14 protein-coding genes are annotated in these 12,165 nt (G+C 53.5%); 5 read left to right on the top strand and 9 right to left on the bottom strand.

Going from position 1 to position 12,165, the window contains the following annotated elements; all coding sequences use genetic code 11:
- Positions 1-7: 7 nt before the first annotated feature.
- The 7 genes from pxpA to FVB43_RS13330 all read right to left on the bottom strand — a co-directional run bounded on the left by pxpA (position 8) and on the right by FVB43_RS13330 (position 5,964).
- On the bottom strand, positions 8-745 hold the full coding sequence (gene pxpA, locus FVB43_RS13360) for a 5-oxoprolinase subunit PxpA (RefSeq protein ID WP_133845528.1): 738 nt from the start codon (positions 743-745) through the stop codon (positions 8-10).
- Positions 729-1,667: a 5-oxoprolinase subunit PxpC gene (gene pxpC, locus FVB43_RS13355; protein WP_133845530.1), complete on the bottom strand. Its 939-nt coding sequence runs from the start codon at positions 1,665-1,667 to the stop codon at positions 729-731. Before pxpC ends, pxpA begins: the two co-directional genes overlap by 17 nt.
- Positions 1,661-2,317: a 5-oxoprolinase subunit PxpB gene (gene pxpB, locus FVB43_RS13350; RefSeq protein WP_133845532.1), complete on the bottom strand. Its 657-nt coding sequence runs from the start codon at positions 2,315-2,317 to the stop codon at positions 1,661-1,663. Before pxpB ends, pxpC begins: the two co-directional genes overlap by 7 nt.
- Positions 2,318-2,496: 179 nt before the next feature.
- Complete coding sequence (locus FVB43_RS13345) at positions 2,497-3,240, bottom strand: type 2 GTP cyclohydrolase I (RefSeq protein WP_167864133.1); 744 nt, start codon at positions 3,238-3,240, stop codon at positions 2,497-2,499.
- Positions 3,241-3,242: 2 nt separating this feature from the next.
- Positions 3,243-4,676 carry a deoxyribodipyrimidine photo-lyase gene (gene phrB / locus FVB43_RS13340; protein WP_167864132.1) on the bottom strand — a complete coding sequence of 478 codons (1,434 nt, stop codon included), beginning with the start codon at positions 4,674-4,676 and terminating at the stop codon, positions 3,243-3,245.
- A gap of 14 nt (positions 4,677-4,690) precedes the next feature.
- A complete protein-coding gene (locus FVB43_RS13335) occupies positions 4,691-5,647 on the bottom strand; it encodes a YbgA family protein (protein ID WP_133845537.1) in 957 nt (318 codons plus the stop codon).
- Between the two features lie 110 nt (positions 5,648-5,757).
- Complete coding sequence (locus FVB43_RS13330) at positions 5,758-5,964, bottom strand: YbfA family protein (RefSeq protein ID WP_133845539.1); 207 nt, start codon at positions 5,962-5,964, stop codon at positions 5,758-5,760.
- A gap of 292 nt (positions 5,965-6,256) precedes the next feature.
- Between FVB43_RS13330 and kdpE the strand changes: the two genes are divergently transcribed.
- Positions 6,257-6,940 (top strand): two-component system response regulator KdpE, encoded by a 684-nt coding sequence (gene kdpE, locus FVB43_RS13325; RefSeq protein WP_133845540.1) that lies wholly within the window; start codon positions 6,257-6,259, stop codon positions 6,938-6,940.
- A gap of 45 nt (positions 6,941-6,985) precedes the next feature.
- Here the strand turns inward: kdpE and pgm are convergent, their stop codons facing one another.
- Together pgm and seqA are read right to left on the bottom strand one after the other, a co-directional pair.
- Entirely contained in the window at positions 6,986-8,626 is a 1,641-nt protein-coding gene (pgm, locus tag FVB43_RS13320; protein WP_133845542.1) for a phosphoglucomutase (alpha-D-glucose-1,6-bisphosphate-dependent), read from the bottom strand.
- 24 nt (positions 8,627-8,650) lie between these two features.
- Complete coding sequence (seqA, locus tag FVB43_RS13315; RefSeq protein ID WP_133845544.1) at positions 8,651-9,196, bottom strand: replication initiation negative regulator SeqA; 546 nt, start codon at positions 9,194-9,196, stop codon at positions 8,651-8,653.
- 261 nt (positions 9,197-9,457) lie between these two features.
- Here seqA and ybfF point away from each other — a divergent pair, with 261 nt between their 5' ends.
- The 4 genes from ybfF (at position 9,458) to fur (ending at position 12,129) form a co-directional block, all read left to right on the top strand.
- Positions 9,458-10,222, top strand: a complete 765-nt coding sequence (gene ybfF / locus FVB43_RS13310) for an esterase (protein ID WP_133845546.1) — start codon at positions 9,458-9,460, stop codon at positions 10,220-10,222.
- A gap of 112 nt (positions 10,223-10,334) precedes the next feature.
- Positions 10,335-10,616 carry a LexA regulated protein gene (gene ybfE, locus FVB43_RS13305; protein ID WP_133845548.1) on the top strand — a complete coding sequence of 94 codons (282 nt, stop codon included), beginning with the start codon at positions 10,335-10,337 and terminating at the stop codon, positions 10,614-10,616.
- Between the two features lie 141 nt (positions 10,617-10,757).
- Complete coding sequence (gene fldA, locus FVB43_RS13300) at positions 10,758-11,288, top strand: flavodoxin FldA (RefSeq protein ID WP_133845550.1); 531 nt, start codon at positions 10,758-10,760, stop codon at positions 11,286-11,288.
- A gap of 397 nt (positions 11,289-11,685) precedes the next feature.
- On the top strand, positions 11,686-12,129 hold the full coding sequence (gene fur, locus FVB43_RS13295) for a ferric iron uptake transcriptional regulator (RefSeq protein ID WP_062748415.1): 444 nt from the start codon (positions 11,686-11,688) through the stop codon (positions 12,127-12,129).
- Positions 12,130-12,165: the final 36 nt, after the last annotated feature.

Below are 12,165 nucleotides of genomic sequence, written 5' to 3'. Positions count from 1 at the left end.
ATCGGTATTAGCAGCTGGTCACCACAATCTGCTGCTGGCTGAATGCCTGCCGGAGCTGTCGGGCAAAATCCAGTGCGTGTGCGCCATCACCGTGCAGGCACACTGTGTCGGCCTGCACCTTCACCCATTCTCCACTCAGGCTTTGAACCTGCCCTTGTTGAATCATCGCCAGCGTTTGGGTAATCGCCTGCTGGTTGCTGTCCACCAGCGCACCGGGCTGGCCACGAGGAACCAGTGAGCCATCGGTTTGATAACCGCGGTCGGCAAACACTTCCTGCCGGGTGATTAATCCGTGCCGCACGCCTGCGCGAATCAGCTCGCTGTTGGCCAGGCCGACCAGCATCAGTCCGGGATCAACGGCGTTAACCGCTGCGGCAATCGCATCCGCCAGCTGCGGGTCGCAGGCCGCCTGGTTGTAAAGCATCCCGTGAGGTTTAACATGAACCAGCCTGCCCCCTTCACTTTCGGTCAGTGCTTTCAGCGCGCCAACCTGGTACACCACCTGCGCATACACGGTTTCTGCAGGAAGTTGCATGGCCGTACGGCCGAAATTTTCACGGTCAGGAAAACTGGGATGGGCACCAATGGCGACACCGAACTCCCGTGCCCAGCGAACGGACTGCAACATCGTCTGCGCATCACCCGCATGGAAACCGCAGGCAATATTGGCTGAAGAGACCAGTTGCAACAGCTCGCGGTCACATGCCGCTCCTTCCCCGAGATCGGCATTAAGATCGACGTTCATCTGCTAACCCCCAGGCCATTTGATCCAGTGAGCGCTGCTGCTCATTCTTGGCATGCAGGGCATCGGACAGCGTACAGTGCACAAAATGGATCGGTTCTCCCAGACGCAACTGCGCCAGATGATAAAGATCCGCTTCGATCACGCAGGCAATACGCGGATATCCCCCGGTGGTTTGGGCATCGGCCATCAGCACAATAGGTTGCCCATTAGGTGGCACTTGCACCACGCCAGGCACCAGACCGTGTGAGAGCAGGTCACGGGTAGCATCACGCTGTAATTTCCGCCCCTGTAAACGATATCCCATACGATTACTCTGTGGGTTAAGCCGCCAGGCAGTGCGCCAGAACGCTTCCTGACTGTCTTCACTGAACTCATGATATTCCGGGCCTGGCATGGCACGCACCCGATTGCCCCACAGCAACTGACGCACCCCCGCCGGCTGGTGGAACTGGCGTGTCGGTTCGCCCAGCGGCAAAATATCACCGTCTTCCAGCTTACGTCCGGCAAAACCACCGAAACCGGCTTTCAAATCGGTACTGTCCGATCCCAGCCGCTCATCAACACGGTAACCGCCGCTGACAGCCAGATAGCTGCGCATCCCACGTAATGGCAAACTCAACGTTAAACGCTGGCCTTTTTTCACCTCGGTGCGCCAGCCGGTCCAGACGGCTTTACCATCCAGTTCGGCGTGACAGCCTGCCCCCGCCAGCGCTATCCAGCCATCGCGCTGGAATTCAGCACAAAACTGGCCCAGGGTGATTTCCAGCACCGCACTGTCGCGGGGATTGCCCACCAGCATATTGGCGGTTTGCATCGCCGGATGGTCCAGCACGCCGCCCAGGCTGATACCGTATTTTCGCCAGCCAACACGGCCGCCATCCTGAATGCTGGTGCTCATACCGGCACGAATAATCTTTAACATACCCCCTCCTTTTGCGGCACAAAGCGCACGCGGTCGCCGGGACGCAGCAACACCGGAGGGTGCGTATCCGGGGTAAAAAGTGCCGTTTTAGTGTGGCCAATCAGCTGCCATCCACCCGGTGCTGCCAGCGGATAAACACCGGTCTGGCTGCCACCGATCCCGACCGAACCGGCGGGAACCTGTACACGTGGCTCGGCGCGCCGTGGCGTATGCAACCGCTCATCTAACCCACCGAGGTACGGAAATCCGGGTTGAAAACCGATAAAATAGACCACGTAGTCCACCGAGGCATGGCAGGCCACTACCTCAGACGTACTCATGCCACTGTGGCGGGCAACCTCATTAAGATCCGGGCCTGAATCACCGCCATAGACCACCGGGATTTCTATCAACCGGGATTCCAGCGTCAGTGATTCACTGGCTTCCCACCATTGCTGTAACCACTCAATCGCATCCAGCGCGGTCTGCTGTGGATCGCTGAGCATCACGGTGATGTTGTTCATGCCCGGCACCACTTCGATCACTTCCGGGCGATCCTGCAATCGCTGCGTCAGGCCCCAGATACGTTGCTGGCTGGCGAGCGATATTGGCGGGTCCAGCTCCAGTACGACTGCGCGTTCGCCTAACAGATAACAACGTGCTCGTTGCAAAAGGCGCCTCCTGAAAATAAGAAAAGGGAAAAAACCACTCACTCCAATGGCAAAACAGAATGGCCAGTAAGAAGGTGAGTCTGGTTAATTGCAGATATGACAGACAGTTATGCGGAATTGTTGTAACGGAGTCAACCTTCAGCGCATTCCATCAGAACGCGCTGAACGATTGGAAAGGCTCAGACAGGGTTATGAATGTCGATAAATGTCACGTCCAGGCCGTGCTCGTTTGCCAGCCACTCCCCCAGCGCTTTAATGCCGTCACGTTCGGTCGCATGGTGGCCCGCAGCAAAGAAATGCAGGCCCTGCTCACGTGCGCTATGGATTGTCTGCTCAGACGCTTCACCACTGATAAAAGCATCAACACCGAAAGCAGCGGCCTGATCGATATAGCCCTGACCGCCACCGCTGCACCAGGCCACGCGACGAATAAGCGCGGGTGCATTGTCGCCACAGTGCAGTGGCTCGCGGCCCAGTACCGTCGTGATACGTTGGGCAAACTGTTCCCCACTGACCGGCTCAACCAGTTCACCCCAGGGCAGCAGCAATGCAATTTCACCTTTTACATCAATGCCAAACAGCCTGGCAAGCTGAGCGTTGTTGCCGATTGAAGGGTGTCCGTCCAGTGGCAGATGCCAGCCAAACAGGTTGATATCGTTAGCCAGCAGCGTTTTCAGGCGCTGACGTTTCATGCCCCTGATAGCTGGCGCTTCGCTTTTCCAGAAATAACCGTGATGCACCAGCACAGCATCGGCCTCCAGACGCACGGCTTCATCGAGCAGCGCCTGACAGGCGGTGACACCGGTAATCACTTTTTTAATCTCGCGGCGTCCCTCAACCTGCAACCCGTTCGGGGCATAGTCTTTGTAATCCGCGCTGTTGAGTAACTGGTTAACCAGCTGTTCGAGTTCAGTATTTAGCATAATCAGTCCGTCTGTTTTCGTGCTGCTTCAAAGGCATCCAGCGTTTGCTGGCGCGCCTGTTTATGTTCCACGATCGGCAGCGGATAATCGAGACTTTGCTGATTTTTCTTTGCCCACTCATGCGGCTGATGGATATATTTTTCCGGCACCGCGCGCAACTCTGGCAACCAGTGGCGGATAAACTCCCCACTTTTATCAAAGCGCTCACCCTGGGTGGTAGGGTTAAAAATGCGAAAATAGGGGGCGGCATCGGTCCCTGTGGAGGCTGCCCACTGCCAGCCCCCGTTATTCGCCGCCAAATCACCATCCAGCAACTGCGACATAAAATAACGCTCGCCTTCGCGCCAGTCGATCAGCAGGTCTTTCACCAGAAAGCTGGCTGTAATCATGCGCAAACGGTTATGCATCCAGCCAAGGCTGTTGAGCTGACGCATCGCTGCATCGACAATCGGATAGCCGGTTTTCCCCTGTTGCCACGCCAGCAGCCCCTGTTTATCGTCCCGCCATTTCACGCCTCGGGTCCAGCGTGTAAAAGGCTGATGCCGGCACAATGACGGCCAGGCCACCAGAAGATGACGATAAAACTCACGCCAGATTAATTCATTCAACCAGACAAACACCTGCTGATCTTCCAGCCCACGTGGGTGCTGTTTCAGTAACCGGTGCAGACACTGACGCGGAGACAGTACACCGGTCGCCAGATAGACCGACAGGCGGCTGGTGCCATCGCGGGCGGGTAAGTCACGCTGCTCGGGGTACTCCGTCACAGGCTGCTGACAAAACTCGCGCAATCGCGCAATCGCCGCCTGCTCTCCTGCCGGGAAAAGGCGGGCGTCCACCGCTTCGCGCGGGTAATCAAATGCCTTTAAGGGACGATCATCGGTTTCGATCGCCCCGCCTTTCCTGACATCAGGAGCAGGCAGACACTCAGGTAATCCCTCTTTCAATCGCTTCACAAACGCCCGGCTGAACGGCGTAAACACTTTGTACATCTCACGGTTGCCGGTCAGCACGCTGCCGGGTGGCAGCAGCAGGCTGTCGTCGAGTCCCTGTACCATGACATCCTGATCAAACAGCGTCTGTTCTACCATTGCATCACGCTGACGCTCGTTCACTTCATACTGATAGTTATAGAACAAACGGTCGACACGTTGATCCCGACAAAAGTCCTGTAACAAAGCCACAGAGGCAGTGAAATCGTCACACTCAGCGATATGAAGAGGAATGCCTTTTTTGGCCAGTGAGCGCTGGACGTCAAGCAAGCTCTGCCAGATAAACTCCGCCTGTTTCGGCGCCATATGGTGCTGCGCCCATTGCCCGGGAGTGGCGATAAACAACGCTATCACCCGGGCATTCGCTGAACGGCAGGCGGCATGGAGTGCGTAGTTATCGTTGATACGCAGGTCATTGCGCAGCCAGACCAGATGAGTTGTCATAGTGCTCCCTGAGATTAATGCCCGTAGCGCAGACGCAGAGCTTCCGGATAAGGCGCAAAATAACGCTGTCCGGCCAGCCACGGATGCGGGAATTCCGCCATATAGTGTTTCAGTAAGGTAATGGGTGCCAGCAGCGGCTGGATCCCCTGACGATAATGGTCAATCAGCCCGGCCAGCTCCTGACGCTGAGACGATGTCAGATCACGACGGAAATAGCCCTGAACATGCATCAGTACGTTGGTGTGATTGCTGCGGGAGGCCACCTGCTTCATCAGGTCCATCAGCCGCTGCCGATACTCTACTGCAAAATCCTCCAGCGATTCCCATTGATCCATTTTCGCGACAAAGGGCCCGATTTCACGGTAGTCGGGCTGAGAGTGTGCCAGTAGCAGCAGCTTGTAACGCGTATGAAATGCCATCAGTTTGGCGCGGGTCAGCCCGCTTTGCCAAAGCTGGTTAAATTCATGCAGGGCATAGACTCGCGCAACGAAATTTTCGCGCAACAGCGGATCGTGCAGGCGGCCATCCTCTTCTACGGGCAGCCAGGGCATCTGTTCCATCAGTTCCCGGGTAAAGACCCCGGTTCCGGCTTTGCGGTTATTGTTATTATCTGGCTGGTAAATACGTACCCGCTCCATGCCACAGCTAGGGGATTTTGCGCAGACAATGTAGCCACAGAGATGATGTAGATGGCTGATTTTCTCCTGCGAGAAAGATGCCATTTTTTCTGTAACAGGGGCATCCTGTCCGTTGCTGAAACAGAGTGACACCTCCCCTTCCCCGGCTTCAGTGAGGCGCAGTGCGGGCCTGGGAGTAGGTAAACCGATAGCCATTTCCGGGCACACGGGCTCGAAGTGTAAAAAGGGCGCCAGATGTTCAGCTGCGAATTCATTGCGTTTGTGGCCGCCATCAAAACGCACCTTCTGACCTAACAAACAGGCACTAATACCCACTGGAATTTTATCGCCCATAATTATACAACCTCAGATATCTTGTACAGATTTGAGTGTAGCGCAAAACACGGTGTAACAGGCAAAAAAAATCCCGCCAGACGGCGGGATTTTTATGAATGCGAGGTCAGTTAATAGAAATCACACCCGGCAGCTTCTGCCTGTGCCAGCCAGACGGGCTGATCGCTGGTTTTCACCCAGACGCGATGCAGGTAACTGTAAAAGCGGGCACGATCGGCGCGAAACAGCATAAATGGCAGCGCAGCGATGCCGATAACCAGCACCGCAGTGCGACGCATGAAAATCCGAGCAGATGAATAGTTATGATAAAGACTCATACGTCCTCCTGAGATGATTAAAAGGGTTGTGTGTAATCTGAACAAAATATACGCCTTCAGATGTAATTTTACTACTGATCCGACCACTTTTGTCGAAATAAAAACCACCAACCGCCTAAAAAATGAAAGAAGGTTACATATTCGTTAAATATTAACCTTAGAATGTGAAAAATATATCCTTTCTTTAACATCAGGGGTGAGCGCAACAATCACAGACGCCCTTCGTTCTTTTTGCTAAATTAGCCCTGTTATCATTTTTCCCGTCGTCACGCCGCTTAGCTACTGAGGTTCTGTGTCCACAATTCTGATTGTTGAAGATGAAAAAGAGATCCGCCGTTTCCTGCGCATGGCGCTGGAAGGGGAAGGTTTTCGCGTGGTTGATGCCGAAACCCTGAGCCGGGGTTTAATCGAAGCCGCCACGCGCAAACCGGAACTGGTGATACTTGACCTCGGTCTGCCAGATGGTGATGGGACAGAATTTATTCGTGATATGCGCCAGTGGAGCAATATCCCGGTGATTGTGCTCTCGGCACGCAGTGATGAGCAGGATAAAATCACCGCGCTGGATGCTGGCGCTGACGACTTCCTGACGAAACCCTTTGGTGTCGGTGAGCTGATGGCAAGAGTGCGTGTCGCCTTACGTCATCGCCCACAGCAGGGTAACGACAGCGTGGATGCGCCAATTAATATTGGTAGCGTCACGGTGGATATTGCCGCCCGCCGGGTGATGCGCGACGGTGCGGACCTGCACCTGACGCCGATTGAATTTCGTCTGCTGGTCAGCCTGATTAACCACCCGGGTAAGGTGATGACTCAGCGACAGCTGCTGACTCAAGTCTGGGGGCCGAATGCGGTTGAGCACAGCCACTATCTGCGTATTTATATGGGGCATCTGCGTCACAAAATTGAACGCGACCCCGCCAGACCCCAACATCTGCTGACCGAAACCGGTGTGGGCTATCGCTTTATGCCATAAAAAAAGGGCTCACTGCGTGAGCCCTTCTCTTCACTGCCTGATATCTCAGGCGTTTTTCAGTACCGCACTCACAATCTCTACCGCTTCTTTCTCAATCTTCTCGCGGTGTTCAGCACCCAGGAAGCTTTCGCAATAGATTTTATAAGCATCTTCCGTACCGGATGGACGCGCAGCGAACCAGCCGTTTTTGGTCATCACTTTCAAGCCGCCGATAGAGGCACCGTTACCCGGTGCTGCCGTCAGACGTGCCGTGATAGGATCACCCGCCAGCGTGTCAGCACTGACCATTTCCGGGGACAGTTTTGACAACGCAGCTTTCTGCGCGGAAGTGGCCGGAGCCTGGATACGGTTGTAGCTTGGTGCGCCAAAGCGCTGTGCCAGTTCGTCGTAGTGCTGCTGCGGGTTCTTACCCGTTACCGCAGTAATCTCTGCAGCCAACAGACACATGATGATGCCGTCTTTATCGGTTGACCAAGGCGTGCCGTCGAAGCGCAGGAACGAAGCACCCGCACTCTCTTCGCCACCAAAACCGAAACTGCCATCGAACAGACCATCAACAAACCATTTGAAGCCAACCGGCACTTCTACCAGCTTGCGGCCCAGATCGTCGACTACGCGGTCAATCATCGCGCTGGACACCAGCGTTTTACCCACCGCGACATCTTTGCCCCACTGTGGACGATGCTGGAACAGATACTGAATCGCTACTGCCAGATAGTGGTTTGGATTCATCAGTCCCGCAGGCGTGACGATACCGTGACGGTCATAATCAGGATCGTTGGCAAAGGCCAGGTCGAACTTGTCACGCAACGCCAGCAAACCCGCCATCGCCGACTCAGACGAGCAGTCCATGCGGATCACACCATCGTGGTCAAGGTGCATAAAGCGGAAAGTCTGATCGACAGCATCGTTAACGATGGTCAAATCAAGATTGTAGAACTCCGCAATACGCTGCCAGTAGGCAATCCCTGAACCGCCCAGCGGATCAACGCCAATCTTCAGACCGGCTTTCTGGATCGCCGGAATATCAACGATCTGAGCCAGACCTTCAATATAAGGCTGGATCAGATCTTTTTCCGTCAAGTGACCGCTGGCCCAGGCCTGATCCAGCGTTATGCGTTTCACTTCTTTCAGGCTGTCTTTGATCAGAGCGTTAGCGCGATCTTCCACCACTTTCGTGACGTTCGTATCGGCCGGGCCACCGTTTGGTGGATTGTATTTAATACCGCCATCTTCAGGTGGATTGTGTGAAGGCGTGATGACGATACCATCAGCCTGAGCACCACCGGTTTTGTTGTGTTCAAGGATCGCATTGGAGATCGCAGGGGTCGGCGTATAGCCGTTATCCTGCTGAACGATCACATCAACACCGTTAGCGGTAAGCACTTCCAATACCGAGATGATGGCCGGTTCAGACAACGCGTGCGTATCTTTACCCACAAAACAAGGACCGGTTACACCGTTCTTTTTGCGTTCTTCCGCAATCGCCTGCGCGATGGCCAGAATGTGCGTCTCGTTGAAGCTATGACGGCCCGCGCTACCGCGATGGCCGGAAGTGCCAAATTTCACCGCATGCTCTGCGTTACCCAGTTCAGGCTGCAGGACATAATATTGAGATGTTAATTGTGCAACGTTAATCAAATCGCTCTGCTGGGCGGGTTGCCCGGCACGGGGGTGATTGGCCATTGGCGCTTCTCCCTGACGCTTCAGTTAGAGGGTACCGCAAACTTTCTCTGTCAGCTCCACCGGGAACTGCATCGACAACATAATGTGTTCCACCATGCTGCGCTTACGGTCAGTATTTGTGTTGGTGATCACCCAATACGGTGTGCCCGGAACGTGCTGCGGCTTGGTATGGGTGCCATTCTCTACCAACGTTTGCTGGTTGCCCGCGAAGTAAACACGCGTACGACCTTGCAGAGACTCAGTCGCTGCGCCAAACGTTTTGGCATCCAGACTGTATAAAGTCGATAGAATCAGCATAAAGCGATTCACTGCACGCTTCTGCTCCGCGTACTCATCCGAAAGCAACAGCTCACGTACCGCACGAACACGATCCTGCGGTCGGGATTCAGATTTAATACCTGCAGCGGCAGGTTCTTTGGCTGCCGCTGCAGCATTCGCCGCCACAGGAGCAGTTTGACCCGCAGTGAACTTCAGCATACGGCGCAAAATATCGGATGCGCTTTCACCAATATGCTGAGTGTGGCTGGCAATATAACGGTATAGCTCTTCGTCGACTTCTATCGTTTTCATCTTTATCCAGTACGGTTGTTGCTAGTATCAGAACCGGTTGTTCGGGGACAACAATCCACGCAACCATCATGACGTTGAGCCGATCCAGTTCTAACATCAGGATTATAAAGTTAAATCCCGCCAGGGTGTAGCGCCAGACCCGTTTCAGGGCAAAAGTCGGAATATGCCGCAAAAAGATCATACCCGCCATTCGCGCCAGCGGCAGAAATTGTGGGATCCATGATACCCTAAGCCTTGGTGCCAACTGTAAGAACTTTCTCTATGAATTTGAATTTTCGCCTGCAATCTGAACAATCCGCCACTGACGGGCTTCCACTGGTATTGATCCACGGTTTATTTGGTAGCCTGGATAACCTCGGCGTACTGGCCCGGGGATTAAAAGACGATCGCCGTTTGATTCAACTCGATGTCCGCAACCACGGTTTGTCTCCGCGTGCGCAAAAGATGGATTATGCGTTAATGGCTCAGGATGTCCTGGACACGCTTGACGCGATGCAGGTCGATCGTTTCAGCGTGATCGGTCACTCGATGGGGGGGAAGATCGCCATGGCGATTACCGCACTGGCGCCCGATCGTGTTGAGGAGATCGTAGTGATTGATATCGCTCCTGTGGCCTACACCACGCGTCATCATGACGATATTTTTGCCGCACTGAATGCGGTGACTGAGGCCGGTATCACCACGCGCAGCGAAGCTACTGCCCTGATGCGTCAAAGTATCAGTGAAGAAGGCGTTATCCAGTTTTTACTCAAGTCGTTCCACGAGGGTGTTTGGCGTTTCAACGTTCCGGCGCTGCTGGCATGTTATGAAAACATCATTGGCTGGGAGCCATTGGCCCCCTGGTCACATCCTGTGCTGTTCATTCGTGGGGAGCGTTCTCCCTATTTGGCCGATGCATATCGCGATGCACTGTTAACCCAGTTCCCGCAGGCGCGTGCCCATGTCATCACCGGCGCAGGGCATTGGGTACATGCTGAGAAACCCGATGCGGTATTACGTGCAATCCGACGTTTTTTAGCGCTGTGAAAACCATTTTCGCTGGGGTATGATGGCGCGCTAAAATTTTGCCGCTGCTGATTATCAGACGGCATAACGGCCCTATTCATCAGCAATCCAGCCTTTCAGTATTACGATTCCTATGGCAAAAGAGAACACGGACCGCACAACGATCGATCTGTTTGCAGATGAACGACGTCCGGGACGACCCAAGACTAATCCGCTGACGCGTGATGAGCAGTTGCGTATCAACAAACGCAATCAGCTCAAGCGCGATAAAGTGCGCGGCCTGAAGCGTGTCGAACTGAAAATGAACAGCGACGCGGTTGATGTCCTGAATCAGCTAGCTTTCGAGCGCAATATCAGCCGCAGTGAACTGATCGAAGAAATGCTGCTGGAACAGTTGCAACGTCATCCGTCCTGATGGTATCAGGGCCTTAGCACTCAGCGACAAAACCGGCAGCATTACTCATTTATCCGCTCACGACGGTCTGTTATCATTAGCGATATCTGCGAAAAAATCAGCAGTCACCATATCATTAAGATTCAAGAGGTTATTAAACTCATGGCACTCGTCGGCATTTTCTTTGGTAGCGATACAGGCAATACCGAAAACATTGCAAAAATGATCCAGAAGCAACTGGGGAAAGATGTTGCAGAAGTTCGTGATATTGCTAAAAGCAGCAAAGAAGACCTTGAAGCCTTTGATATTCTGCTGCTTGGCATCCCAACCTGGTACTACGGTGAAGCCCAGTGCGACTGGGATGACTTCTTCCCAACGCTGGAAGAAATCGACTTCAACGGTAAACTGGTTGCGCTGTTTGGTTGCGGCGATCAGGAAGACTATTCCGAGTATTTCTGCGATGCAATGGGCACCATCCGCGACATCATTGAGCCGAACGGCGCAGTGATTGTCGGCCACTGGCCGAGCGAAGGCTACCATTTCGAGGCCTCGAAAGGCATGGCAGATGATAACCATTTCCTTGGCCTGGCCATTGATGAAGATCGCCAGCCAGAGCTCACCAACGAACGCGTTGAAAAGTGGGTAAAACAAATTTTTGATGAACTTCAGCTAAAAGATATCATCGAAGCATAACCATAGCCGCTTGATGTGGGAGCTATCTCACATCAAGTAAGTGGTTTTTCCTATAGAAGTAATAGATACATGTTTGTAACTTTCATCTGCAAAACTGTACAATAACCCCATCGGTTACCCGCTTACTCAGCACCTGCCCCACTCTTTGAGGATGTGAGTCGCCCAAAGAGCGGTGAAGATGATGCAGATTGAAATGTTAACCCAGCCTAATTCGGGCGCGTGCTACCCTGGATGTAATGACACTTATCCTTACATCCATTGCGGTTTCAGGCACCCCTTATGGTTTTCATTTCGGAGTATCAGTTCTATACTGAGACGCACTCATCTTTTAGCGTCGACCGATGTTCAGGGCTTTTCAGCCACTAAGTGACTAGCAAAGTAACAGGACAATATCCGCATGACTGACAATAACACCGCATTAAAGAAGGCCGGCCTGAAAGTCACGCTTCCCCGACTGAAAATTCTGGAAGTGCTTCAGGAACCAGAGGGCCATCATGTCAGTGCGGAAGACTTGTACAAACGCCTGATTGATATGGGCGAAGAAATTGGTCTGGCCACCGTTTACCGCGTGCTGAACCAATTTGATGATGCGGGGATCGTTACCCGCCATAACTTTGAAGGCGGTAAATCCGTTTTCGAACTGACTCAGCAGCACCATCACGATCACCTGATCTGCCTGGACTGCGGTAAAGTTATTGAGTTCAGAGACGAATACATTGAGGAACGTCAGCGTGAAATCGCCACGCGTCACGGTATCAAACTGAGCAACCATAGCCTGTATCTTTATGGCCATTGTTCTCTGGGTGACTGTCGTGAAGACGAGACTCTGCACGACAAATAATCTGCACTGTTCAGTGTAAAAACCGGTGGCTTGCCA

This window comes from Erwinia rhapontici, assembly GCF_012271765.1.
GTDB classification, from domain to species: domain Bacteria; phylum Pseudomonadota; class Gammaproteobacteria; order Enterobacterales; family Enterobacteriaceae; genus Erwinia; species Erwinia rhapontici.
This window is presented reverse-complemented; position numbering and strand designations above follow the sequence as displayed.

Bases quoted from the DNA above. Each gene is read 5' to 3' on its own strand.
- pxpA (WP_133845528.1), bottom strand. From the start codon at position 745: ATGAACGTCGATCTTAATGCCGATCTCGGGGAAGGAGCGGCATGTGAC.
- pxpC (WP_133845530.1), bottom strand. From the start codon at position 1,667: ATGTTAAAGATTATTCGTGCCGGTATGAGCACCAGCATTCAGGATGGC.
- FVB43_RS13345 (WP_167864133.1), bottom strand. From the start codon at position 3,240: ATGCTAAATACTGAACTCGAACAGCTGGTTAACCAGTTACTCAACAGC.
- phrB (WP_167864132.1), bottom strand. From the start codon at position 4,676: ATGACAACTCATCTGGTCTGGCTGCGCAATGACCTGCGTATCAACGAT.
- FVB43_RS13335 (WP_133845537.1), bottom strand. From the start codon at position 5,647: ATGGGCGATAAAATTCCAGTGGGTATTAGTGCCTGTTTGTTAGGTCAG.
- FVB43_RS13330 (WP_133845539.1), bottom strand. From the start codon at position 5,964: ATGAGTCTTTATCATAACTATTCATCTGCTCGGATTTTCATGCGTCGC.
- pgm (WP_133845542.1), bottom strand. From the start codon at position 8,626: ATGGCCAATCACCCCCGTGCCGGGCAACCCGCCCAGCAGAGCGATTTG.
- seqA (WP_133845544.1), bottom strand. From the start codon at position 9,196: ATGAAAACGATAGAAGTCGACGAAGAGCTATACCGTTATATTGCCAGC.
- ybfF (WP_133845546.1), top strand. From the start codon at position 9,458: ATGAATTTGAATTTTCGCCTGCAATCTGAACAATCCGCCACTGACGGG.
- ybfE (WP_133845548.1), top strand. From the start codon at position 10,335: ATGGCAAAAGAGAACACGGACCGCACAACGATCGATCTGTTTGCAGAT.
- fldA (WP_133845550.1), top strand. From the start codon at position 10,758: ATGGCACTCGTCGGCATTTTCTTTGGTAGCGATACAGGCAATACCGAA.
- fur (WP_062748415.1), top strand. From the start codon at position 11,686: ATGACTGACAATAACACCGCATTAAAGAAGGCCGGCCTGAAAGTCACG.